Below are 24,527 nucleotides of genomic sequence, written 5' to 3' on the forward strand. Positions count from 1 at the left end.
CCCAGACGAGCCGAGCTTCTCATCGAGCATGCGGAGCTCACAGGCCGAATAGCTTTTCGAAGGCTGACGTAAGCGCATGTCTAAATTTGCAATGGAACTCACCGGGGTAAAGAAGTCGTACGGCGACAAAATCGTTGTCGACGGGCTGTCGTTCACCGTTGCACCGGGAGAGTGCTTCGGCCTTCTGGGACCGAATGGCGCGGGCAAAAGCACGATCGCGCGTATGGTCCTCGGCATGATATCGCCAGACGCGGGCAAGATCACGGTTCTTGGTGAACCTGTGCCGTCACGCGCTCGCTGGGCCCGCATGCGCGTCGGCGTGGTCCCTCAATTCGACAACCTTGATCTCGAGTTTACAGCGCGCGAGAACCTGCTGGTCTTCGGACGCTATTTTGGCAAGAGCGCTCGCGAGCTTGAAGCGGTGATCCCATCGCTCCTCGAGTTTGCCCGCCTTGAGAGCAAGGCGAATGCACGTGTGGCCGAGCTATCCGGCGGTATGAAGCGGCGCCTAACGCTGGCACGTGCGTTGATCAACGACCCGCAGCTGCTCGTATTGGATGAGCCGACCACCGGCTTGGACCCGCACGCGCGCCACCTGATCTGGGAGCGCCTGCGTATCCTGCTGGCGCGCGGCAAGACGATTATTTTAACGACCCACTTCATGGAGGAGGCTGAGCGGCTTTGCGATCGGTTGTGCGTACTCGAGCATGGACGCAATATCGCCGAGGGCAGCCCTCACGCCCTGATCGATAAGCATATCGGGTGCCATGTGATCGAGATCTTCGGTGGCAATCCGCGGGAGTTGAGTTCGCTGATCAGGCCTTACGTTCAGCACATCGAGATGAGCGGCGAAACACTCTATTGCTATGCGCCCGATCCGGAACAGGTGCGGGTGCAGCTACGCGAGCGCGCTGGTCTGCGGCTTCTGCAGCGTCCCCCTAATCTGGAGGACGTTTTCTTGCGGCTGACCGGGCGCGAGATGGAGAAGTGAATGATGGACGAAGGTTTTGCGGCGGCTCTACCCGCCAACGCGTGGAATTGGCTTGCCGTGTGGCGCCGCAATTATCTGGCATGGAAGAAGGTGGCATTTGCGTCAATTCTCGGCAACCTAGCCGATCCGATGATCTACTTTTTCGGACTAGGCTCTGGCCTCGGAATAATGGTCGGTCGCGTTGAAGGTACCTCGTACAGTGCTTTCCTGGCAGCCGGGATGATCGCGGCAAGCGCGATGACCGCTTCGACCTTCGAAACAATTTACGCGGCTTTCGCTCGCATGCGCGACCGGCGCATTTGGGAAGCGATCTTGTACACCCAGCTCACCCTCGGCGACATCATTCTCGGTGAGTTGGCGTGGGCAGCCACCAGGGCCTTCCTGGCCGGTACGGCAATTACAATTATTGCCGCCATGCTGGGCTATGCGGCTTGGCCGTCCGTGCTCTATACGCTGCCGGTCATCGCCCTCACTGGCCTAACCTTTGCGAGTTTGGCGATGGTCGTCACCGCCCTTGCGCCGAGCTACGACTATTTCGTGTTTTACCAGACGCTCGTGATCACGCCCATGCTGTTCCTGTCCGGCGCTGTCTTCCCAATCAACCAACTGCCTGGCGCCTTTCAGCAGGTAACACGCTTCTTGCCGCTGGCACATTCGATCGACCTCATTCGTCCGGCAATGCTCGGTCGCCCGGTTGTTGATGTCGGCGTGCATATCGGCGCTCTTTGCATTTACGCAGTAGTAGCATTCTTCTTGTCGTCTGCATTGCTTCGCCGACGTCTGCTGCGTTGATACTGCTTGCGACTTAAAGAAGGAGACACGGGTGCAGCATCGCTACAGCCTGGAGGTAAGCGTGCTCGGATTGGAAGAAGTGGCGCGAGCGGATATCGAAGGCCGAGGCGCCGGCGCAACTGACGCACAACACCACCAGCGAAGATGTCACCTGTTATAGAAGGTCCGGATGGAATCGGAGCAGGTGCTGAGCGCTACGGAGCAAAGCCACCCCCCAGTTTGAAGAGCCGGCGGTGCCAGGATTCTTTGCTGGATCCTTCGCAAATGTTAATCGGAAACGCACTCAATGACCCATCTCCGCACTTCTCCTGAGCCATTTGCAATCCTGGCGATGCCAAGGAGTGGCACGCACTACCTGGAAGAATTGCTAAACGAGCATCCGAATGTGTTAAGCAACGGTGAGTTGCTCAATACATATGATACGAATTGGCCCGATAAGGATCGCCTGCTACGCAGCGATCGCGAACTCCTGGAGCAGGCCTTCTTGCACTACCCGACGAGAAGCGACAAGAAGGTGACGCATGTTGGCTGCAAGATCAACGAACCTCAGTTTTACGAGCGTCCGGGCTTTTTTGGACAACTGGCCCGTTGGGAGGGCCTCAAGGTCATCCTTTTAATTCGCAGAAACACATTGGAATCGCTGAGATCGCTAGTGCAGGCAAGACAAACTCGCCAGTGGCTTAAGTTCAGTTCGGACAAGAATACCGCTCCACCGTCACCCGTGACATTGTCACTCGCCGCCTGTGAGGCCTACTTCAAAGCTGCCGATGATTTCCACGCTCGGGTCGTGAGCGCCTTCGGGTTAACTAACATGCTCGGAATCGAGTATGAGTGGCTTCTTCGCGATCCCGGCGCTTGCGTGGCAACTGTCTTGGATTTCCTTGGCGTTCCAGCGCTTCAGCTCCCTGGTAGCGGCGTCCTTGAGCGCCAAGAAACGCGCCCGTTGCACGAAACGGTATGGAATTTTGATGAGTTGCGGGCACACTTCGCACATGGTCCTTATGCGAAATTCTTTGAGCTCGGTGCCGCCTGACTGGCTCCTCGCAGCCACTGGCGCGCTTACTCCCAGCGTCACATTGCATGCTTGTTGACGTAGCATTCCTTTTGCGGGAAGAGGCGCTCCGCTCTATTGTGTCAGCGCTTCAAGGCATTTGTCGGCCCGGTCCCAGTCTGCTTGTAGTCACCTCGAGGTCCATGTCAGCGCGGTCGAAACAGTTGACCAAGACGACGCCGGCATCGATGTGACGGGTAAAGGCGTGGGCGTTCCCGATGTCGCGCATCCAGATGGATGCCGAGCGCGACGGTTTTGTCGCGAAGCAAGGCTTTCGTCCTGATCTTGACGCCGAATTCGGTCACTCCACCAGGACCGGCGTCGCCATGTTGCCCAAGGCTTTGTTGTGATTTACCGGAGCATTGCCGTTTAGCGGCGAGCGGTCATCCCTTTGGCCTCCCTCACGCTGCCTGGCTGGGCTTACGGGGCAACCCGGTCGAGAAAGACATCGAATGCGGCAGCAACAGCGCGAATCACAAAGCGATGCTCCTGCCGCACGCGGATGAAACCCTTTTCGATGTCCACTATCCCGTCCTCGGCCAGCATCGCCAAGCGTTCAGCTGAATCGAGAAAGCGGCTCGGATCAGATCTATGGGCGGCGCAGATTGCCGGCACATCGGCCTCGAGATCGCTCATCAGCCGCTCGATGATTGCGGCTCGCACGCGGTCTTCGTCGGTGAGGCGGTAGCCCTTTGACGTCGCCAGATGCCCAGCTGCGATGTGCCTGGTGTAGGAATCCCGTGTAACCTCGTTCTGGACGTACCCCTCGCCGACACGGCCGATAGCCGACGCGCCGAACCCGATCAGGGTTTTGCAGGTGTCGGCCGAATAGCCCAGCGAGTTACGCCGCAGGCGACCGGTTTTTTGTGCCAGCGCGAGTTCGTCGTCCGGCAAGGCGAAATGATCGAGCCCGATCTCTCGGTAGCCTGCGGCAACCAGCGTCTCGGCTACGGCCGCAGCATGTTCGGCGCGAGCAGCGCTGTCCGGCAGCGCTGCCTCGTCGATCAGGCGCTGATTCTTTATAAGGGACGGAATGTGCGCGTAGCCGAACACCGCAAGCCGGCTGGGGCGCATGGCGATCGCCGCCGTCGCGGTTTCGATGCAGGACCGCACCGTCTGATGCGGGAGGCCCAAGATGAGGTCGAAATTGATGCGGCTTACTCCATGTCGACGCAGCATTTCGACGGCAGCGGCCGTTTGCGCCTCACTCTGGACCCGGTTGATCTCTTTTTGAACAATGGGGTCGAAGGTCTGCACGCCGAGGCTCGCCCGGTTCACGCCGGCTGCTCCTAAGGCTTCGGCCATCTCGGCCGTGAACGTTCGTGGGTCGATCTCGACGGCGACCATAGCCGTTTTCCTCAACGCGAAACCGCGGCCCAGGAGTTCCATCATGGCCAAGAACTCCGCTGGCCCAATGAGGGTCGGCGTTCCACCGCCGAAATGCACGTCGCTCACGGGCAGCGGTTGCGGCACTTGCTCCAAGACCAACCGGATCTCGTCACGCAGCACCGCGAGATACTTGATGATCGGGGCATCCTGCCGGGTGATGGTGGTAGGGAAGCCGCAATACCAGCACAACGATCGGCAGAACGGAATGTGGAGATAGAGTGACACCGATTCCTCGGCCGGCAGGTCCCTCAGCCATTCCTTGTATGACTCGGCACCGACCGCCTCGGAGAACTCCGGCACAGTCGGATAGATGGTGTACCAAGGCAGGCGGGCCTTGTGATATTTTGTCAGGATCGAGGTCCGCAACGGTTTACCGTCCTATGCCGATAACTGTCATTCTTACCGCTGCGGCTCTCCTGTGTCTTTGCGCTAAGTCAAATCCGTTCCGCTTTCGCCGCGAAACCGGCGTTTCGGCAACCTGCAAGCTCGCGCAACCCAGGTAGAAGCTAATACCGGGAGCGACCAATCGGACAGCGAATTCATGGTCAGCCAACTCGTGTCGTAATTTCGGATTGAATCGTCATTGCGGTGTATAGGGAAGCATCTAGCGGCAGATTCCCAAATGCCCGTTGACAAAGAAGCTAGTTGGAACCTGCCTCTTCCAACTGATCAAGCAGAGTCTTTCGCATAGACGGCCGATCCTACTACGCACAATTCACTCCCGATTGCTGCATCGAAGGTCAGCGGCAAGTTTGGCGGAGTCGCGATGGCATTAAGGTCGTGAACGAATCTAAAACTCCTGAGCCATCATTCGTAAGCAGGTGCGGCGAGCGAATACGCATCTGCTTCAGAACGCCCAATGACGACCATTCGGAGTAACAAGAAATGGCGCTTTAGCTTCGCTCGATCCAATTTCGAGAAATTGAGCACCTTGCATCATGTCAAGTTTGCAGTTGAACGAAAAAACTGGCGACATCCTCGCCACCCTATCGCCCGGGGGCAAGGAAAGCTCTATAAATGAGCCCGAGGAGTTCAGACGATCCGTTACCTGCGATCACCTGATCCTTGGAGACGCCGTAGGCATTGGAGGCCGCCTCCCTCAAGCTGATGTTGCCGTCTTCTGGATACAGTTATTGGCGTTCGATGGCTGCAACCGCACTTTCCATTATGCGTGCCGGCAATGGAAATGGGTTCTCATTTGTGTTTTAGTTTGACGCAACCTAAATCCGGTGCTGGTCCGTTGGACGGCAGAGCTTCTAATTGTCTCGTCACTTGCAAAAGGGACGGAAGAACACTTTGCAGTTTTGCATCGCCTTAACACCTTGGTCAGGGCCCGACCGCCGTGAGGTCGGTCGGGCTGTCCTCGATCGGATGGACTGTACGTCGCGGCCGATCGGGCCCTGGTCACGGTCAAGCGCGAGAAACGGCCTGACGTATCACGTCGCAGACATTGCCGTTCCAATTCCATCTGCCGGGAAATTTCTGATGGAATGCTATCATAGACGGCTGGTTTCCTTTCACAAATGAAAGAGAGTTCGATTGGCTCTCCTCCCTCATTCCGGTCTCCTAAATCAACGGGTGGTTGTTGGGCGGCAGAAGCCAGACAGCCAAGAACGACGGCCGCGCGTCATGGAAGGAAGGTCTGCCCAGCGCCTCCGCGGTCCCCGGCACGCGCTGACGGCCGAGCGCATACGCCTATTGAAGTAATGGCGGAACAGGTTATCGCTGCCGACGAGACTGGTGGGCTCACTGGCGTTGCTTGCGGCAACCGCCATTCCCCTCGTCATTGATGACGGAGAAGATACAGCAGGCGGTTTCGCGTGCGACGGCACGAAGTCGTCGAGCGCGGCGTCCTTGGGAGCGCGACGACTGCGAAGCCTCTTTTGAACCGCACCATCGCGGGTCGGGAACCAGCGGTCTCTGCTTCTCGACGTCCTATTTCAAAGTGTCGATTGCAGCGCGAGCGCGGCAAGGACACGGTCGCGTAAGGAATACGCCCTTTGCTGGTGCCAACGATGCGGCTCGTCGCAAAGACGACAAAAGCGAGGGGCGAGCAAAACCGCAAGCCCAAGAGGTCGACCGACGGCCGATCTGCCAGGGAACAAAAAGACCTGCTTGAAGGCGCGCCCTTATCAATCTTATGCATTCTTCAGACCGACCGTTGGCGAATCTTCGTGCGAGATTCCGCTAGGGGTGAAGGCAGACAGTGCGATTATCCGCACAAGGCCGCTTGCGCGGCGTGACAAAAGCTCGGGAGAGGACGTTGTGACACAGGTCTTCCATTTGGCACGGCACTTGCGGCGAGATGGCAGCAGCGTTCGACCGGCGCCGCGATGGGAGAAGCCTGTGAAGGGCATGAACAGCCCGCCCCAATCCGGTCAGGGAGAGAAACAGTGTCAGCCCCACAAGTCCCCAGCGCGAGTCCCGCGCCCCGCAAACCCTTCTATGCCAGGCTTTACGCGCAGGTGCTTGCTGCCATCATCCTCGGCGTCGCAATTGGCCATTTCTATCCGGAACTCGGCGAGAGCCTGAAGCCGCTCGGCGATGCCTTCATCAAGCTCGTCAAGATGATCATCGCCCCTGTCATCTTCCTGACAATTGCGACCGGCATCGCCGGCATGAACGATCTCCAGCAGGTCGGCCGCGTTGTCGGCAAGGCGATGGTCTATTTCCTCACCTTTTCGACGCTCGCATTGATCGTCGGCCTTATCGTCGCCAATGTCGTTCAGCCTGGCGCCGGCCTCAACATCGATCCGGCCTCGCTCGATGTCCAGGCCGTGAATACCTATACCGCAAAAGCCCACGAGCAGTCCGTGACCGACTTCCTGATGAATATCATCCCGTCAACGATCGTCGGTGCCTTCACGGACGGCGACATCCTGCAGGTCCTGTTCTTCTCGGTTCTGTTCGGCATTGCTCTGGCGATGGCCGGAGAGACGGCCACGCCGGTCACTTGCTTTTTCCAGGCGCTGATCGCGCCCGTCTTCAAGCTGGTCGGCATTCTGATGAAGGCTGCGCCGATCGGCGCTTTCGGCGCCATGGCCTTCACGGTCGGCAAATATGGCGTCGGTTCGGTCGTGAACCTGGCGATGCTGGTCGGGACGTTCTATTTCACCGCCTTCCTCTTCGTGTTCGGGGTTCTCGGCGCGGTCTGCCGTTACAACGGCTTTTCGATCTTTTCTCTCATCCGCTACATCAAGGAAGAGCTGCTGCTTGTCCTGGGAACATCCTCCTCGGAGGCCGCGCTGCCCTCGCTCATTGAAAAGATGGAAAAGGCTGGCGCCAAGCGCTCCGTGGTTGGTCTGGTCATCCCGGCCGGATATTCCTTCAATCTGGACGGCACCAACATCTACATGACGCTTGCGGCCCTTTTCATCGCGCAGGCGACGAATACGGATCTCTCGATCGGCGATCAGGTCCTCCTGCTGCTCGTCGCGATGCTCTCCTCGAAGGGTGCTGCAGGTGTCACCGGCGCGGGCTTCATCACGCTAGCCGCTACGCTCTCCGTAGTACCGAGTGTTCCCGTTGCCGGCATGGCTCTGATCCTTGGCGTCGACCGCTTCATGTCCGAATGCCGGGCGCTCACGAATTTCGTCGGTAACGCAGTGGCATCGCTCGTCGTGGCCCGCTGGGAAGGCGAATTGGACCAAGTGCAGTTGCAAGCCGCCTTCCGCGGTCACCAGATTGTCGAGACATTAAACCGGCCAACCGATCAAACGCCCATCGACCTGTTAGGTCGTCGCACTCGTCACAAGAAATAAACATCGAACCGCAGGCTCCAAACGGCGCTTCGCGAGCTCATGGAATCAGAGCGCTAATGCGGTGAGCGCAAAATTATGAGTGCCACAAGCAAACGAATCGTATGTTGATAGGCGCCCGGCTACGCTTGCAGTCCTGTTTGTCGATCACGGAGCATGCGCACGCCTTCATTTTTGCCGCCCGTGATCGTGGCCGAGGCGCGCTGGTCGATAGAGAGCCAACGGCATAAAACAAATCAGAATTGGAACATGGCCAAGCGTCCCACAATTGCCGATCTTGCCCGCGAAGCCGGGGTCAGCGTCGCAACAGTCGATCGGGTGCTGAACGCCCGCCATCCCGTGCGAGAGGAAACCGCGCGGCGGGTCCACGAGGCCGCCCGCGCCATCGGCTATCATGCTGCCGGTCTCATCAAGCAACGCCTGCAGCGGGACTTGCCGCACTATCGGCTGGGCTTCATCTTGAGAAAACCCGCCCAGAAATTCTACCAAGACCTCGCGCGCGAGCTCGAAGCCTCGGTCAGCACGGCCCAGTCCTTCCATGGTATTCCGCTCATCGAATTCGCGCCGTCACATGTGCCGGGCGACCTGGTCGCGCTCCTCAAGGATTTGGGCGCACGCTGCCACGCCATCGCCATGGTGGCGCCGGACCACCCGAAGATTACGGCTGCGGTCGAGGAGCTCAAGGCAAAAGGCATTCCGGTTTTCTCACTGCTTTCCGATTTCGCCACCGGCGTGCGCCAGGGCTATATCGGCCTCAACAACCGTAAGGTGGGGCGGACGGCCGCTTGGATGTTTTCCCGGGTCGCAAAACGGCCCGGTAAGGTGGCGGTGTTTGTCGGCAGCCATCGTTTCCAGGGGCACGAGCTCCGCGATGTTGGCTTTCGCTCCTATTTCCGTGAGAACGCGCCGACATTCGAGGTGCTCGATACGTTCATGAACCTCGAGAAACGGCAGATCACCTACGAAGCAACGCTGGATCTCATGCAGAGGGAACCTGAACTCGCCGGCTTCTATCTGGCCGGCGGGGGCATGGAGGGCGCCATCTCCGCGCTTCGTGAAGAGGGCCAAGGTCAGGATCTCGTGGCGATCGTGAATGAAATCACGCCGGAGTCACGGGCGGCGCTCGCAGATAACATCATCACGATGGCGGTCGCCACGCCACTTAGCCGGCTTTGCCAGGAGCTGATGACATTGGTAGTCCGGGCCATCGAGACCGGCACCGCGGAGACACCGGGGCAGACATTTCTGCCGTTCGACATCTATCTGCGGGAAAATATATGACCTGATGGAATTCTATCATCTGAGCTTCCTTTCACAAATGAAAGAAAGGTCGATTGACTATCCTCATTGCGGTCTCGTGAACCAACGGGCGGTTGGGGCGCGGCACAAGCCCAGACAGCCGACAACGGCGGCCGCGCGTTATGGAAAGGAAGGCCGAGCCATGCGCCAGGCATCGCCCTGCCCTGCACCCGATCACATGGCGGCGCATTTTTCACACAGCAGATTCTCGAAATCTCGCGGATGTGGTCTGGACAAAGTGTGCCGCTGCGTAAAGTCCGTTGCAAGTTCGATATCACGCCGGATCGCGTGATCGCCGAGGTGAACGCCTTAATGGATCATTGTAAAAAGGTCCGGGACAAACTTATCGTCGCCAGCGCTCACGACAATCACGATAGCCCAGTTCTGGGTCGCTGATGCATGTGTCAAACTCGCAACCTCGCAGCCTCAATTAGAAAAACACCAGTTCGCACCAAGGAGCGAAAGCATATGGACCGTCGTAGTCTGATCAAAGGGTTCGGCGCATGCCCGATTTGCGCTCAGGCCGCGGATGCGGCGAGCACCCATTGGGGATATGCTGGCCCGGTCGGACCCGAGTACTGGGCCGATCTGGATATGAAAAATTTCGTCTGCTCGGCGGGCACGCAGCAATCACCGATCGATATCAAGAGCGCGGTCAAGGCGGATATTCCGCACATCTCTATTGGTTGGCACAAGGGCGGCGGCAAGATGGTGAGGCGCGACAAATGCCGGCTTTGCCGGCCTTGCCGAAGCTTTTCCCATGCGGCTAGGCGAGGAGATGGCGGTCGACGAGGTCGATCCCAACGGGCTTCTGCCGGCCTCGCTTGGCTACTGGACCTATGAGGGATCATTGACGACGACGCCCTGCACCGAAAACGTCGAGTGGATGGTGGCGATGGAACCGGTCCAGGTCGGCGCTGCAGATATCAAGCGATTTACCTCACTCTACCCGTCGAATGCGCGGCCGATCCATTCACCCAATCGGCGCCTTATCCTGGGCCTCTACCCCATGACTCTTGGTATAAGGTGGCCCGCGACGGTTCCGAACCGTCCGGCGGCAAGCCCGCAGCGTCCGCGGCGACGCTGGTCGGCAGAAGCTACGGCACGGTTTGAAGTAGCCGGGTGCGGACGTGTTGGCGAGCGCGCGAGAGGCTGGTCTGGCGGCCTCACTGTTGGACTGGCGGCCCAAGATGATCAAGCGCGATGCGTCACGACATCCGAGCGGGCGATGATGCCGATAGCTGTTGCCATCAATCAGCGTTCCGGCTTGTCGTCCCGTTCGATGAGAATCCGCTCGGCAGCTCCATCAAGATCCTCGTATTGGCCACTCCTCAGAGCCCAAAGAAAGCCAGAGAGCCCAAGCGCTCCGAGGAACAGAGCCACGGGTATGAGGTAGACGAGCGTCGTCATGACATTCGTGCCCATTCGCCGATGCGGGAGCGTCTGTTGTGCGGAGCAATTCTGGCCGGAGCGTTCGACGCAAATCCTTGCAAGCGCAACGCATTTCCGATGACCAGGAGCGACGAGGCGGACATCGCGACCGCCGCGATCAGCGGCGTGACATGTCCCAGAATGGCGATCGGCACCGCGACGGTGTTGTAGACGATCGCTATGGCGATGTTCTGGCGGATCAGCTGACCTGCCTTCCTGGAAATATCCAGCGCGAGGGGTACTGCCAGAAGGCTATCGCGCAAGAAGACAAAATCCGCCGCGTTGCGGCCAATGTCGGCGGCGGTCGCCGGAGCAATCGAGACATGCGCCGCGCCCAGCGCAGGCGTATCGTTAAGCCCGTCGCCGACCATCAGAACCTTATGTCCGCCTTTCGCCAGCGTCTCGATCCGTTCGACCTTGCCGGAGGGAAGCATCGCGGGAACGAAACGATCGACACCCAATGTTTCGGCCACCTCGCCGCAGGCCCTTGCCGTATCGCCCGACAGCATTTCCACCGACAGGCCGGTATCTTTCAGTTGCTTAACGGCTGCGCTGGCATCGGGGCGCAGCGCATCCTCGAAAGCAAAGGATGCGGTGATGATCCCATTCTTCGAGAGGACTGTCGCACCGAACCCGCCTAATTTGCCTTCGCCGCCGGTTCGGGCTTTCCATCCAGCCCATCCGCGCCGGCCAAGACGCCAAGTGTTTCCGGCGGCGCTGGCTTCGATCCCGAAGCCCGGATATTCGCTGACGGATTCGAGCTTGGGCTGGCCGGAAAACCCCGCAAAGCCGGCCATCGCCCTTGAAAACGGATGGCGGGAATGCGCGGCCATGTCGGCTGCGATCGCCAGCATCGTTGGATCGATGGACGATGCATTGACGAGCCGCGGCTGGCCGAGCGTGAGTGTCCCCGTCTTGTCGAATACCGCTGCGTCGATCGTCGCCAGGCGCTCCATGGCCGAACCATCCTTGACCATCACGCCGTTCTCGAACAGACGCCGCGCCGCAACGACCTCCACGATCGGCACTGCGAGCCCGAGAGCGCATGGGCAAGTGATGATGAGAACGGCGATGGCAATCGTGATCGCCCGGTGCCAGTCGCCAGTGGCCAGCATCCAGCCGATGAAGGTCACAAGGGCCGTCAGATGGACGACCGGCGCGTACAGCGCCGAGACGCGATCGGCGATGCGGCGGTACCGTGCGCGGCCACCCTCGGCGGCTTCCATCAGCCGAACCATCTCCGCCAGGAAGGAATCCTTCGCAGCAGCGGTCGCCTCGATCGTAAGTGGACCAGTAAGATTAAGGGTTCCCGCCTGAACCACACCGCCCGGTGCCACTGTGTTTGGCGTGCTCTCGCCGGAGACCAGCGAGCAGTCGAGATCCGATGTCCCGTAGATGATGGTGCCATCAACCGGAATCCTTTCGCCGGCCGCGATCAGCATTTTCATGCCGGGTTCGATCTCGCCGACCGGCAGGTAGTCGCGCGTGCCGTCGTCGCCCAGCACCATAGCCCCGCGCGCGGCCAGCCGCGACAGGCCTTTGACGGCGGTCCGGGCCCGCTCGCGCATCACGTGGTCCAGGGTGCGGCCGATCAGGAGGAAGAACAGCAGTGAGACAGAAGCGTCGAAATAGGCATGGTCGCCATGGTTGATCGTCTCGTAGAGGCTCATGGCATAGGCGAGCGACACACCGACGGCGATCGGCACGTCCATGTTCATCCGGCCATGGCGAAGCGCGTTCCAGGCCGAGCGGAAGTAGATGCCGCCGGCAAAAGCCAAAGCAGGGATGGCAATCAGCGCCGAGACCCAATGGAACAGGTCGCGCGTGGCACCTTCGGCGCCGGACCAGACCGACACTGAAAGCAGCATGATGTTGCCCGCGGCAAATCCAGCGACCGCGACGGCGCGGATCAGTTCAGAGAGCGTCTTGTCCTTCTCTTCGACCTCTGGATCGAACAAATGCGCCTGGTAGCCAAGCCGGCCAAGGGTGGCTACGAATGGCGGGACCTCTTCTCCATGCCAGCGGATCGAAACCCGTTTCGTCGACAGGTTGACGCGAGCAGCATCGACATTGTCGAGCTTGCCGATCGCCGTCTCGATCGACTGTATGCAGGCGCCGCAATGTACCATTGGCACCGACAGGTCGATCTGGCGGAGCTCTCCGCCGAGGGAGCGGCTTGCCAATTTTATTTCCTGGCTCGAGGGCAGGACGGATGTCACACCGTCCAGGTCCAATGCCATTTCGGCATCCGGTGCGCAGCAGTTCATTGAATCGCCCCTTTGGAAATGATAATGCGGCGAACGTCGCGATAGGGTTCGGCGAGGCCGGCATCGGCATCGATTTGAACAATCCAGACGCCGTCCTTTGGCGTGTGTCGTGTGCTGAATTCCTGGTCCCGGCCTGACGCCAGGGTGATGGCCTTGTCCTCGGCCTCGTAGGCAGGATGGCGAAACAGAACCTTGACGCCATTCATTAGAACAGACTTGCCGGCAGCGTCGCTCAACGAGTAGCGCACATTGCCCGATGCGATCGTCAGCTTGCCGGTCCAGCCCAACGCCGCTTGCGCGCGCCCTTCCTTGGCCTTCTCGTTGAACTGCTGGCTGGCCACATAGGTGTTTTCCACGACCAGGCCTGTCCAGCTCGTGCTGGCGAGCGTTGCCATGGTGAGGTTGACGCCGATGACCACGCCGAAGAAGCCGAGGATGGTGAGCAGCATGTGCCTGCCGGTGAACTCGCGGGATTTCTGCGATTGGGCACTCATCTGGCAGTCTCCGGTGCATTGAACGTGGCGGTGTATTCGGCGGACTCGAGGCCTGCCTTGTCCTCTATCCGGAATTTGAAGCTCCGCGCGGTGCCCTCGACCTGGCCCGCCGGCTGGCGCACGAAGACCTTGAGCACCTTCAACCGATCGGGCTCGACAAGCGTCTCGAATGACCGTGCCGGAGGAAGCTCGATGCCGACCGCGCTCATCTCGGCGCCCGGCAAGCCTTGCAAGGTGACGACGATCGCCCTCGGTTCGGGGATCATGTTCAGCAGCTTGACGGTGTAGCCGTTGCGGATAGAGCCGTCGGAGAGCGAGACGAATTGCGGGTTGCGATCATGCAAGACATTCAACTCGAGCCTCTCGCGTGTGAGCAGCGAAATGAGCAGCGCCAGTCCGACCGCCGACCATGCGCCGAGGTAGATGAAGGTGCGCAGACGGAAGATGTTGCGAAGTTGGAAGTGTGCCAGGCCGTCGGAAAATGCGCCTGTGACAGTCCGGACGAGTGCCGGGTTCACCGGGACGGTGCCGCCGGCAGTCGCAAGCGCCATGTTGGCATTGTAGTCCGAAAGCCTCGCATAGGAGATCAGCCCGCGTTCCCTGCCAAGCTTGTCCATGATGCCGTCGCAGGCGTCGATGCAAAGCGCACAGGTTATGCATTCGAGCTGCTGGCCGTCGCGAATGTCGACGCCCATCGGGCAAACGGCGACGCAGGCATTGCAGTCGACGCAATCGCCGACCGGCTGCCCGGCGGCAATAGCCTTCTTGGCATGACGCGAGCGCGGTTCGCCGCGCCAGTCATTGTAGGTGACGGTTAGCGAATTCTCATCCAGCATCGCCGCCTGAATGCGCGGCCACGGGCACATATAGGTGCAGACCTGCTCGCGCATCAGTCCGCCGAACGTGTAGGTGGTCGCCATTAGTACGGCGATGGTCACATAGGCCACAGGAGCGGCGGTGCCTTCTACGACGTCCAAAGCCAGCGTCGGGGCATCGGCGAAATAGAAAATCCAGGCGCCACCCGTTGCAACCGCGATGACCAGCCAGATAGCGTGCTTGGAGACCCGCAACACCAGCTTGCGCATTGTCCATGGCCCTGCATCGAGCTTCATGCGGGCGTTGCGATCGCCTTCGATCGCTCGCTCCACCACCAGGAACAGGTCGACCCAAACGGTCTGCGGGCAGGTATAGCCGCACCAGGCCCGGCCAACCGTCGATGTGATCAGGAAGAGACCGATTCCGGCCATCATCAGAAGGCCGGCGACATAATAGAATTCCTGCGGCCATATCTCGACGAAGAAGAAGTAGAATCGCCGATGGGCGAGATCGAGCAGCACGGCCTGATCCGGGGCGTATGACCCGCGGTCCCATCGAAGCCAGGGTGTCAGGTAGTAGATGCCCAGCGTAATCGCCATCACCAGCCACTTGAAGCGGCGAAAGTTGCCGGAGGCGCGTTTCGGGAAGATCTTCTTGCGCGCGGCATAGAGCGGCTGCCGCGTCTTGGCGGAATTGACCGCCTCGGCTGCGTGGGGCGCTACCTGCGTTTTCTTTAGCACGGGCATCTCCTCGCGCGCCGCCGATGGTATTGGCGTGCAACCGCACTCGTCTGCTTTGGGTAACGTCCAAGATGCTGAGCTAAGCATGTTTTGCCGCATCGACACGGAGCGCCCCATTAATCAGAACAATCGCCGCACGCCCGAATGTGTCGAGGCCCGGCGCGCCGGGCCTCGTCGCTTGGCGGGGAGGGCCGAGAATAGGCTTCCGATCCTATTCTCCGCCGCCAAGCGAATGGACATAGACTGTGAGTTCCTTGACTGCGGTCTGGCCGAGGCGCCCGGCCCATGCCGGCATGATGCCATGCTTCGGCTCGCGGACCTGGGCGGCGATGGCGGTCTCGCCGGATCTGTAGAGCCAAATCGCATCGGTCAGATTGGGCGCGCCGAGCTCCCTGTTGCCTTGTGCCTTGTCGCCATGACAGGCCACGCAGTTCTCGGCGAAGACCTTGGCGCCGGGCTCGACCAGGCTCGCGTCTTTGACAGCCCCCGATAGGCTGGCGACATAGGCGCTGACCTGAGTGATCTGCTCGGGCGTTATGATGTCGCCAAAAGCGGGCATTTCCGAAACGCGTGTATCCAGGTCGGACGCAAAGCGAATGCCATGCATAATCGTTTGCTGAATCTGCTCCGCCTTGCCGCCCCACAGCCAGTCGTCGTCGTTGAGGTTGGGAAAGCCCGCGGAACCTTGCCCGCCGGAGCCGTGGCACTGCACACAATTGACCTTGAAGGCGGCGCCACCGGCTGCGACGGCGAATTCGCGCAGTGCATCGTCGGCAACAATTTCGGATACGCTTTTCTGCTCGATGGCTGCGACGTAAGTGCCTTTGGCTGCTTCGGCAGCCGCAAGTTCGTTCTTGACGTCGTTTCGGCTGGAAAAGCCCAGAACGCCCTTGGTGGCGGAGCTGAGCATCGGCCAGGCGGGGTAGGCAATCGTATAGGCGGCTGCCCAGGCGATGGTGACGTAGAAGGTGATCACCCACCAGCGCGGAAGTGGGTTGTTAAGTTCCTTGATCCCGTCCCACTCATGGCCGGTCGTCGCGATCCCTGAGATTTCGTCGACTTGCTCGTTGCTCATCATCAATCCTCCTCGAGAGGAATCCGGGCGGCTTCATCGGCCAGCCCGCGGCTGCCGGGTCGGAGCGCAAATGCAATGCAGCCAATGAAGAACAGAGCCATGGCGAGCAGGCCCCAACTGTCGGCAAACTCCCGCATCAAATTGTAATCCATCGACATTCTCCTCAGCGGTAGCCGGCGGCTTCGTCGTAGTTTTTGAAATCAACAAGCGTGCCGAGCATCTGCAGGTAAGCGACAAGGGCATCCATTTCGGTGACCTGTTGGGGGTTGCCGTCGAAGTCGCCAAGCTTGGCCTTGGGGTAGCGGCCTTCCAGACCGGACGTGTCGGCATTGGGATCAGCCTGTGCCATCAGATCGGCATTTGCCTGGGCGATCATCTCGTCTGTGTAGGGGACGCCGACTCGCCTGTTCGCGATCAGATGCGTCGAGAAATCCTTCACCTCGATCGGTGTGCCCTTCAGGAAGGCATAGCTCGGCATGATCGATTCCGGTACCACCGAGCGTGGCGCGTTGAGATGCTGGACGTGCCATTCGTTGGAGTAGCGGTCGCCAACGCGCGCGAGGTCCGGGCCGGTTCGCTTCGATCCCCACTGGAACGGATGATCGTACATCGACTCGGCCGCCAAGCTGTAGTGGCCGTAGCGCTCGACTTCGTCGCGGAACGGCCTGATCATCTGGCTGTGACAGAGGTAGCAGCCCTCGCGCACATAGATGTTGCGTCCGGCGAGCTCGAGCGGCGAGTAAGGCCGCATGCCTTCGACCTTCTCGATCGTGTTGTCGAGATAGAAGAGCGGTGCGATCTCAACGATGCCGCCGACCGTCACGACCAGCAAGGACCCGACGAGAAGGAGCGTGGCGTTCTTCTCGATGACTGCGTGTTTGTCCATCAAGCCCATTTCTGGCTCCTTATTCGCCGGGCTGGAGGGCGGGCACGGAACCCGGCAATGGCTGTTCTTTGCGCTGGTAACCGCGAATGGTCATGGCGACATTCCATGCCATGATCAGGGCACCGGACAGATACATCGCACCGCCGATGGCTCGCATGACATAGTAGGGATGCATGGCGGCGACGGTTTCGGCGAAAGAGTAGACCAGGAAGCCCTGCTCGTCGTATTCGCGCCACATCAGGCCCTGCATGATGCCGGACACCCACATCACCGCCGCGTAGACCACGATCCCGAGCGTCGCCAGCCAGAAATGCCAGGTAACGAGCCGCAGCGAATACAGTCGATCGCGGTTCCACAGCTTCGGCACCATGTAATAGATCGCACCGAACGAGATCATGCCCACCCAACCGAGCGCTCCGGAATGGACATGGCCGATCGTCCAGTCGGTATAGTGTGATAGCGAGTTGACGGTCTTGATCGACATCATCGGGCCTTCGAAGGTCGACATGCCGTAGAAGGCGACGGCCATCAGCATCATGCGGATGATCGGATCGGTGCGGAGCTTGTCCCAGGCGCCGGAGAGCGTCATCACGCCGTTGATCATGCCGCCCCACGACGGCATCCACAGCATGATCGAAAACGCCATGCCGAGCGTCTGCGCCCAGTCGGGCAAGGCGGTGTAGTGCAGGTGATGCGGGCCGGCCCAGATATAGAGAAAGATGATCGCCCAGAAATGGATAACCGACAGCCGGTACGAATAGACCGGACGGTTCGCCTGCTTCGGCACGAAGTAATACATCATGCCAAGAAAGCCGGCCGTGAGGAAGAAGCCGACGGCGTTGTGGCCGTACCACCATTGCGTCAGCGCGTCCTGGACACCGGAAAACGCGGAATAGCTCTTGGAGCCCAGGAAGGAGGCCGGCATCGACAGGTTGTTGACCACATGCAGCATCGCGATGGTCACGATGAAGGACAGGTAAAACCAGTTGGCGACGTAGATATGCGGTTCCTTGCGCTTCAGGATCGTGCCGAGGAACAGGACGAGATAGGCGACCCAGACGATGGTCAGCCAGATGTCCACATACCATTCGGGTTCGGCGTATTCGCGGCTCTCGGTGATGCCGAGCAGATAGCCGGTCGCCGCCATGACGATGAAGAGCTGGTAACCCCAGAACACGAACCAGGCGAGATCGCCGCCGAACAGCCGCGCGCGGCAGGTGCGCTGTACGACATATAGAGACGTGCAAAGCAGCGCGTTGCCGCCGAAAGCGAAGACCACGCCCGACGTATGCAGCGGCCGCAAACGGCCGAAATTGAACCAGGGCTGGATGTTGAGATCGGGGTAGGCGAGCTGCAGCGCGATGACCACGCCGACCAGCATGCCGACAACACCCCAAAACATGGTGGCGATGGCGCCATAGCGGACCGGACCGTCCATGTAGGCCGTGGGGTCGATCGGAGCGGCGGGCTTGAACTCCGTGTTGCGCATCAGGATCACGGTGAAGCCAGCCACGGTGAAGAACAAAACCCACATGTGCTGGCGAAAAGTTTCATCCACGCCGAAGCCGGCGGCCACAAGGGCGGCAAAAGCAAACAGGCTCAAAAGGGCGATCTCTGTGCCGAATTTCATCGCAAGTCCCGATCTCGAATTCCCGCGGACGCCAAATCCGCGGTGCATTACTTGCCGAGCCGCCGCGTGCCCGCCATGATCCAGGTCAAAGCCGCACGAATTTACTGGGCAGCATTGAGCTCGGTGCAATCAGAAGGTGGCGATTGACTGAGAAAACGCAGCACGAGCCGCCTGTTCGTGAGAGAGTCCGACGTCCCCGGCCCGGCCCGGCTTGGAGGCGATTCCGTACGATGTGATGAGAGGCGGCGTATCGGGAAAACTGAGGCTCTGCGACGCGCGCTGGAAAGCGTCAACAATGCCTTTCCGAACGTCTCAAATGTCTTGGCATAGGCAACGCGGGTCGTTCACTTCTCCGTGACGTTTATAGGTTCGAAGAGACGGTTCATTTTCCCGGCGTATGAGGCGTGCTTGACCTCGGCCGGAGTCGATCTTGCCTCCACCAGCCGGTTGCTCGTCGAGTATGTCGAGGATCAATGCTTCGCCGACGAAGTGGTCGAAACACTCCTGGCGATCGGCCATGGACCCAATAGACAATGCGGAAGCTGTCGGGTTCATGCTACGCGGCTCCTTCAAAGGCTTGCGGCGGGAGATCGCGATCGAAGAAGAGGCATGTCCCGCCGCGGCTCGGAGTATCGGACGTAGGTTCCGTCACTTAGGTCTTATTGAAAGAGCGGTTGTCGCGCGCCTCAGCCGCCGCAGCGCTGTTCCAGCCGGCTCATGTTGTCCACCGTCACATGGCGATTGTTCTCGATCCGGATTATGCCGTCAGCCCGCAATCGCGTCAGCTGTCGGCTCACGGTCTCGAACCTCAGTGCCAGGAAGTCAGCAATGTCGACACGCGTCAGCGGCAGATCGAAGCGCGCCGACCTGGCCGCCGGATCAACAGTCCGATCGATATTCCGGGCGATCGTGAGCAGAAAGCTCGCCACCTTTTCTGGTGCCGTCCTGCGCCCCACAGTCACCATCCATTCGCGGGCTGCGTCGAGTTCGATCAACGTCTGCTTGAATAGGCGATGCTCGAGTTCCGGTGCTTCCTTCATAATCCGCTCGACCGCCGCCTTCGGAAACGAGCACAAGGAGACAACTGTAGCCGCTTCCGCGTTGATCGGGCTTTCCACCTTGAAGGGCCGTCCCAGAAAATCCGGTGCGAACTGGAGGCCGACGATCTGCTGCCGACCGTCCGAAAGGCTTTTCGTCAGCTTGACCACACCTGAAAGCACGTTCGAATAGCTGTCGACGGCCTCGGCGTCGCCGATCAGTTTGACCCCGGGCTCGATTTTGTGACGCCACGAGGTCTTGGCGAGCCCGACCAAATGGTCTGGGTCGAGCGCACCGCAGGCACCGCGATGCCGTGCCTCGCAAGACAGGCAAAGGACGGGAATACCGGAACTGTGAATGTCCTGCTGTACCGTCATTACGCTCGCTTTTATTGATCCCAAATGCCGGCAGGATAACAATCGGTGCGAGAGAAATCCTGCGGCAGTTTGTCCATGCCGAGGGTTGACCGAAATCAATGCTTTGGCTCAGCGATGCATCTAGGGTCCCGCGATGCAAACACGGTGGACCGCGATATGCGACCGGAATTAGCTGCCAGACTTGGCGAGAACGTCCCGCGCTATACCAGTTATCCGACCGCGCCGCATTTCCATGCGGGCGTCGATGCTGCCGTTTACCGCGTCTGGTCGCAGGCGCTCGGAAGCGGTGACGAGATATCGCTCTATCTTCATATCCCCTATTGCGACAAGCTGTGCTGGTTCTGTGCGTGCCATACCAAGCAGACGCGTCATTACGAGCCGGTGGCCGCTTATCTGCGATCGCTGCATGGGGAGATCACCACGGTTGCCGGTCTTGTCAGCGGCAAGGGTCGTGTCCGAGCGGTCCATTTCGGTGGCGGTTCGCCGACGATGGTGAAGCCCGAAGATCTAGTCGCATTGGGGGTTCGCCTACGGGACAGCTTCGATTTTCTCCCGGACGCGAAAATCAGCGTCGAAATCGAACCCAATGACATGGATGAAGCACACCTGGATGCACTCGCCGAAATTGGCATGACGCGGGCGAGCCTGGGCGTGCAGGATTTCGATTCGAAAGTGCAAAAGGTGATCAACCGCGAGCAAAGCTTTTTGCAGACCAAGGCAGTCGTCGACGGAGTTCGTTCACGTGGCGTCGAATCGGTCAATCTCGATCTGCTCTACGGCTTGCCGCACCAGACCAGGGGGAGCGTCTGTTCCACCGTAGCGCAGGCGCTGACCCTGGAACCGGACAGGATGGCGCTTTTCGGCTACGCTCACGTGCCCTGGTTCAAGAAGCATCAAACGATGATCGAAGAGGCATGGCTCCCCGGTCCCACGGAGCGGTTCGCACAATCGCAACTTGCCGCACGAGCGATTGTGGACAAGGGATACGAAGCAATCGGGCTCGACCATTTCGCCAAACCGGGCGATGCGCTGGCGGTGGCTGCCCGCACAGGGGCCCTGCATCGTAACTTCCAAGGCTATACAGAGGATCGCTGCGAGACATTGATCGGTCTCGGTCCTTCGTCCATCGGCCGTTTTCGTCAGGGCTACGTCCAGAACATGGCCTCGCCCGCCGAGTACGGACGCATGGTCGCGGATGGCGGGCTGGCCGCCGTCCGCGGCATCGCGCTTTCCGACGACGATCGCGTCCGTGGCTGGATCATCGAGCGGCTGATGTGCGACTTCGCCTTCTCGGCGATCGATCTGGTAGAACGCTTCGGCGAAGCCGGCCAGAGGCTCCTTCAGCAGTCGAGTTCCATGGCCCTCCACGGTCCGGTTCGATTGCTTGAACTTGATGGCGACAAATTCGTTGTGCCGGCCGCAAGTCGCCCTTTCGTGCGAAGCATCGCGGCCAAGTTCGACAAATATTTCGAAAGTAGTACAGCCAGGCACTCGGTGGCAGTCTGAGCACCGCAGACGAACGGTCATCGTTTTCAGTCGATCGCGAACCGATTGCCCTACGTTTGTGACCCTCCATCGGCGACCGTCGCATCAAGATAGGGTTTTGAGAACGGACTAGATGCGAGGGTCTTTGGCATAGGGCGACGATATCGCCGGGTCGTGTCTTCCTTTCGAAGCTCCTCAGTCGCCCGTGAAGAAAGCCATTCGGCACCGGCGTTGTAGGCGAGCCCCGTTTCAGAGGCTATTCCGGTTGAGCTGCGGAGGTCAGGCTGATCGTGGCTGGACCGGTGACGCCGCAGCGGTTGCAGCAGCGCCAAGAGGTAGGCAAACAAAAGCCTCAGCCAGTTGAGCAAGAGGCTGAAGTTGTAGCCGACGCCGGCGAGCATGGCGTTGTTGGCGTCGCTTCGGTGAAGGCCAGGAAGTTGCGGCCCATGCGGTGGTCCTGCTTGAGATGGCCGATGACCGGTTCGACAGCGGCCCGGCGTCGCAGTGCCCGCTTGATGGCCTTGGTGATGCCGCCCCTGGTAGCCGGCGACATGGACCTTGAACATCTTGTCCTTCGGCGCGTTGTGGCCGCGATAGCCGGCATCGGCGACGATCTTGCCGAGATTGGCACCGATAGCGGTTTCGATGGCGGGAATGACGGTGGCCAGTGTGTGGCCGTCATAGCGATTGCCGGGCAGCGCCTTGACATGGGCCGACGAACTGGCCGCCGCGGTTGCGCTGCAGCGTGGTGGCGACCGAGACCTCGACGCCGAACTCATAGGCTTGTGGGCCTACCCTTGCCGATGCATTCCACCTCGGGAGCGTGCAGGGAATAGACCTTGCGGCCGCGCTCGCGCTGCCGCTGGTCCCTGACGCGCCGGGCAAGCCAGCGGCAGGGCGAAGACCTGGGCAGTTCGGGCTGCCCGGCGAGCTTGCGGGTAATGTCGCGGATCACCGCGCCGAGCATGGTGCGCAGCCGCTTAAGCGCCCGGTTTGCGCGCTTGGACTGCTTGGCATGGGCATAACGCTGATGCTTGATCAGCGCGAACTTGCCGACCCGCGCATAGGACTGGCGCAGGCCGATGCCGCTTTTTTGGCCAACTTCACCAGCCACTCGCGGGCCCGATGCATCAGCTTGGCGTCGGTCGGAAAGGTGATGGCCTTCTCCTGCACTGTGGTGTCAACGATCACCGCACGGACGTCGGCCGGTTTGGCCGCCCCCCAGCCGCGTCGCTGCCGCAAGGCTCTCCTGGAGCAAGGCCATCAGCCGCTCCTCGCCCATGCGCAGACGTCAGCGAGCTGCGGTCGAAGGGGCAGGCGGTGCTGGAAGAACTCCTCGCCGCAGAACAGCTGGTAATAGGGGTTCTCAAGCCAGCGCTCGCACAGCGCCTAGTCGGATAGGTTGTGCATCGACTTGAGGATGGCCAGGCCCGCCATCAACCCGGTTGGCAGCGGCGGCCGGCCGGGGTCGTCGTCATAGACCGCGCCGAGCCGTTCTTCGAGGAAACGCCAGTCGATCGACCGGGCCAGTTTCACCAGCGCATGATCCATGTTGAGGATCTGGTCGAGCCGGGATCGCAACAGGTCGGTCTGTCCTCTTTCGCGTCGTTCCTTCGGCCGCATCGCTCGCTCCCTCGCAGCTTCGCATCAACCGTCGAATCACGCGTACGGGTACGCTTTCAATTTGCCGGAAATCGCAGCTCAAAGCCACGATTTTCGGCAAAATCAAACGCAAAGCTGTAGCAGAATCCTAATTGAATCAAAGCCTTCCGAGTTCGACAATGCGGCGCTTTCCGGACAGGTCGCCTAGTTGGGCCGATTGCGGACAGGCCGCTAAAGGCTTGGATACACGAGAAAGCGGGCAAACATCGTTATTGCAGCCTGCCCATCCTTGACGTTAAGCCTGAGGCACCTTGATGGCGCGCTTGGTCGAAGTTGAGAACTCGACGCGGATACGAGTTCTCAAACTGCTGGCCAACCAGCCGACCTAAAGGCATTCCTCCAAAAGGCGTATTTCCGTTCTCCCTGTCGATTCGACAACAACCACCCAATATCCCATAGTCAAGGACCGGTGTCGGGGGATGCCTTAATGCGTTGGGGTTTAGTGTCGATCGCGGTTGCCGCCTCTGTTATTTCGGGCTGTGCTGCCGACTATTTGAACAACTACGAGACGGTGACGCTGGCAGCGGGCGACTCGCTCAATCAGAACGAGTTGCTGCAAACGGTCGATCCGTTCAATCCGAACAGCAACAACACCAAGATCGAAGGCGATGGCCAGCGCATGACGACGGTTGTCCAGCGGTATCACGGCGTGGCGCCGCCTGCGGCCGCGCTCGGCCAGGTTCCAAACAGCAGCGTCGATCTGGACTGCGCTGGCGGCAAGGGGAACAACCCGGTTGTGCAAGGCCCGGTCGCGGTAGGCCCATCCGACCCAAATGGTCTCGATCGAGATCATGACGGCGTTGGGTGCGAGCGATAAGAATGCGCTCGAAACCGAATAGGTCGAAACATCCCCATAGGGGCAGAGTCCACCAATTAGCAGATAACCGGTACAATCGGCGAAGGTATGACCGTGGGCGCGGCGGTGACCGCGTGTCGTGGTGGGGAGTTGTTTTGTTTTTGATGATGCTAGCACTACTTTGGCAGATTTTTAGCAGCGGGCGCGTTTTTGGAATTCCCAAGAGAGAGTTTGCGTGATTCATGGGAGGTCGGCTTGTGGAGGGCCGATCAATGGATGTGGACTGGCAAGCCGATCTCGAGCACTGGCTTCAACCGTTTTTGGCAGGTCTTTCGCATCCAGCTCGGCGCCGGATGTGTCCGCTGTACATTGCTGGTCTGATCGGGCCGGGCGACCGTAAGAGCGTACAACCGATCAAGATGCTCGGAGAGATGCTCTGAGAGCCAACTTCCGATACTTCCTTCCGTCGAGGAGGTCTAACTGCCATCCGTACGAGGTCCTATGCGACGGGCGAAGGCGAAGATACGTATCCACGCCGCCAGCAGACATA

19 protein-coding genes and 5 pseudogenes are annotated in these 24,527 nt (G+C 60.0%); 10 read left to right on the forward strand and 14 right to left on the reverse strand.

Features of this window, described 5'->3' with window-relative positions:
- The first annotated feature begins 76 nt into the window (after positions 1–76).
- The 4 genes from nodI to ACFFNA_RS23580 all read left to right on the forward strand — a co-directional run bounded on the left by nodI (position 77) and on the right by ACFFNA_RS23580 (position 3,184).
- Entirely contained in the window at positions 77–991 is a 915-nt protein-coding gene (gene nodI, locus ACFFNA_RS23565) for a nodulation factor ABC transporter ATP-binding protein NodI (protein WP_095082098.1), read from the forward strand.
- A 3-nt stretch (positions 992–994) separates the two neighbouring features.
- Entirely contained in the window at positions 995–1,783 is a 789-nt protein-coding gene (gene nodJ / locus ACFFNA_RS23570) for a nodulation factor ABC transporter permease subunit NodJ (RefSeq protein ID WP_095084248.1), read from the forward strand.
- Between the two features lie 286 nt (positions 1,784–2,069).
- The gene (locus tag ACFFNA_RS23575; RefSeq protein ID WP_095082100.1) at positions 2,070–2,816 is read left to right on the forward strand and encodes a sulfotransferase domain-containing protein; all 747 of its coding nucleotides are present in this window, start codon (positions 2,070–2,072) and stop codon (positions 2,814–2,816) included.
- 236 nt (positions 2,817–3,052) lie between these two features.
- Positions 3,053–3,184 carry a hypothetical protein gene (locus tag ACFFNA_RS23580; protein WP_378921994.1) on the forward strand — a complete coding sequence of 44 codons (132 nt, stop codon included), beginning with the start codon at positions 3,053–3,055 and terminating at the stop codon, positions 3,182–3,184.
- A 70-nt stretch (positions 3,185–3,254) separates the two neighbouring features.
- Here ACFFNA_RS23580 and hemN (ACFFNA_RS23585) read toward each other — a convergent pair whose 3' ends face one another.
- The 3 genes and pseudogenes from hemN (ACFFNA_RS23585) to ACFFNA_RS23595 all read right to left on the reverse strand — a co-directional run.
- Entirely contained in the window at positions 3,255–4,589 is a 1,335-nt protein-coding gene (hemN, locus tag ACFFNA_RS23585) for an oxygen-independent coproporphyrinogen III oxidase (RefSeq protein ID WP_095082102.1), read from the reverse strand.
- Between the two features lie 179 nt (positions 4,590–4,768).
- A pseudogene (locus ACFFNA_RS23590) lies at positions 4,769–5,102 on the reverse strand (LLM class flavin-dependent oxidoreductase); the annotation flags it as partial.
- Positions 5,103–5,118: 16 nt separating this feature from the next.
- Positions 5,119–5,525: pseudogene (locus tag ACFFNA_RS23595) on the reverse strand (histidinol-phosphate aminotransferase); the annotation flags it as partial.
- A 1,091-nt stretch (positions 5,526–6,616) separates the two neighbouring features.
- On the opposite strand from ACFFNA_RS23595, the gene ACFFNA_RS23600 reads away from it, so the two are divergent.
- From ACFFNA_RS23600 to ACFFNA_RS23610, 3 genes and pseudogenes are all read left to right on the forward strand, one after another.
- Entirely contained in the window at positions 6,617–7,984 is a 1,368-nt protein-coding gene (locus tag ACFFNA_RS23600; RefSeq protein ID WP_245331020.1) for a dicarboxylate/amino acid:cation symporter, read from the forward strand.
- 246 nt (positions 7,985–8,230) lie between these two features.
- Positions 8,231–9,262 (forward strand): LacI family DNA-binding transcriptional regulator, encoded by a 1,032-nt coding sequence (locus ACFFNA_RS23605; RefSeq protein ID WP_095084249.1) that lies wholly within the window; start codon positions 8,231–8,233, stop codon positions 9,260–9,262.
- A gap of 486 nt (positions 9,263–9,748) precedes the next feature.
- Positions 9,749–10,283, forward strand: a pseudogene (locus tag ACFFNA_RS23610) (carbonic anhydrase family protein); the annotation flags it as partial.
- Positions 10,284–10,534: 251 nt separating this feature from the next.
- Here the strand turns inward: ACFFNA_RS23610 and ccoS are convergent.
- From ccoS to ACFFNA_RS23660, 10 genes are all read right to left on the reverse strand, one after another.
- Positions 10,535–10,690 (reverse strand): cbb3-type cytochrome oxidase assembly protein CcoS, encoded by a 156-nt coding sequence (ccoS, locus tag ACFFNA_RS23615; protein ID WP_095082106.1) that lies wholly within the window; start codon positions 10,688–10,690, stop codon positions 10,535–10,537.
- The gene (locus ACFFNA_RS23620) at positions 10,687–12,978 is read right to left on the reverse strand and encodes a cation-translocating P-type ATPase (protein WP_378921997.1); all 2,292 of its coding nucleotides are present in this window, start codon (positions 12,976–12,978) and stop codon (positions 10,687–10,689) included. Before ACFFNA_RS23620 ends, ccoS begins: the two co-directional genes overlap by 4 nt.
- Entirely contained in the window at positions 12,975–13,472 is a 498-nt protein-coding gene (locus tag ACFFNA_RS23625; protein WP_095082110.1) for a FixH family protein, read from the reverse strand. Before ACFFNA_RS23625 ends, ACFFNA_RS23620 begins: the two co-directional genes overlap by 4 nt.
- Complete coding sequence (ccoG, locus tag ACFFNA_RS23630; protein ID WP_095082112.1) at positions 13,469–15,034, reverse strand: cytochrome c oxidase accessory protein CcoG; 1,566 nt, start codon at positions 15,032–15,034, stop codon at positions 13,469–13,471. The genes ACFFNA_RS23625 and ccoG overlap by 4 nt, the downstream gene beginning before the upstream one ends.
- A gap of 205 nt (positions 15,035–15,239) precedes the next feature.
- Positions 15,240–16,103 (reverse strand): cytochrome-c oxidase, cbb3-type subunit III, encoded by an 864-nt coding sequence (gene ccoP / locus ACFFNA_RS23635; RefSeq protein WP_095082114.1) that lies wholly within the window; start codon positions 16,101–16,103, stop codon positions 15,240–15,242.
- 2 nt (positions 16,104–16,105) lie between these two features.
- Positions 16,106–16,255 carry a cbb3-type cytochrome c oxidase subunit 3 gene (locus ACFFNA_RS23640; RefSeq protein ID WP_095082116.1) on the reverse strand — a complete coding sequence of 50 codons (150 nt, stop codon included), beginning with the start codon at positions 16,253–16,255 and terminating at the stop codon, positions 16,106–16,108.
- 11 nt (positions 16,256–16,266) lie between these two features.
- Positions 16,267–16,998, reverse strand: coding sequence for a cytochrome-c oxidase, cbb3-type subunit II (gene ccoO, locus ACFFNA_RS23645; RefSeq protein ID WP_095082120.1), 732 nt, complete (start codon positions 16,996–16,998; stop codon positions 16,267–16,269).
- A gap of 10 nt (positions 16,999–17,008) precedes the next feature.
- Positions 17,009–18,619 carry a cytochrome-c oxidase, cbb3-type subunit I gene (ccoN, locus tag ACFFNA_RS23650; protein ID WP_095082122.1) on the reverse strand — a complete coding sequence of 537 codons (1,611 nt, stop codon included), beginning with the start codon at positions 18,617–18,619 and terminating at the stop codon, positions 17,009–17,011.
- 312 nt (positions 18,620–18,931) lie between these two features.
- Positions 18,932–19,174, reverse strand: a complete 243-nt coding sequence (locus ACFFNA_RS23655; RefSeq protein ID WP_167392002.1) for a hypothetical protein — start codon at positions 19,172–19,174, stop codon at positions 18,932–18,934.
- Between the two features lie 131 nt (positions 19,175–19,305).
- The gene (locus ACFFNA_RS23660; RefSeq protein WP_095082125.1) at positions 19,306–20,034 is read right to left on the reverse strand and encodes a Crp/Fnr family transcriptional regulator; all 729 of its coding nucleotides are present in this window, start codon (positions 20,032–20,034) and stop codon (positions 19,306–19,308) included.
- A gap of 156 nt (positions 20,035–20,190) precedes the next feature.
- Here ACFFNA_RS23660 and hemN (ACFFNA_RS23665) point away from each other — a divergent pair, with 156 nt between their 5' ends.
- Entirely contained in the window at positions 20,191–21,540 is a 1,350-nt protein-coding gene (gene hemN, locus ACFFNA_RS23665; RefSeq protein WP_095084250.1) for an oxygen-independent coproporphyrinogen III oxidase, read from the forward strand.
- A gap of 293 nt (positions 21,541–21,833) precedes the next feature.
- Here hemN (ACFFNA_RS23665) and ACFFNA_RS23670 read toward each other — a convergent pair.
- A pseudogene (locus ACFFNA_RS23670) lies at positions 21,834–23,142 on the reverse strand (IS5 family transposase); the annotation flags it as partial.
- A 481-nt stretch (positions 23,143–23,623) separates the two neighbouring features.
- Here ACFFNA_RS23670 and ACFFNA_RS23675 point away from each other — a divergent pair.
- Positions 23,624–23,998, forward strand: a complete 375-nt coding sequence (locus tag ACFFNA_RS23675) for a calcium-binding protein (protein WP_245331022.1) — start codon at positions 23,624–23,626, stop codon at positions 23,996–23,998.
- A 214-nt stretch (positions 23,999–24,212) separates the two neighbouring features.
- Positions 24,213–24,393: pseudogene (locus tag ACFFNA_RS23680) on the forward strand (transposase); the annotation flags it as partial.
- Positions 24,394–24,527: the final 134 nt, after the last annotated feature.

The sequence above is a fragment of the Mesorhizobium kowhaii genome, from assembly GCF_042431665.1.
Taxonomy (GTDB): domain Bacteria; phylum Pseudomonadota; class Alphaproteobacteria; order Rhizobiales; family Rhizobiaceae; genus Mesorhizobium; species Mesorhizobium kowhaii.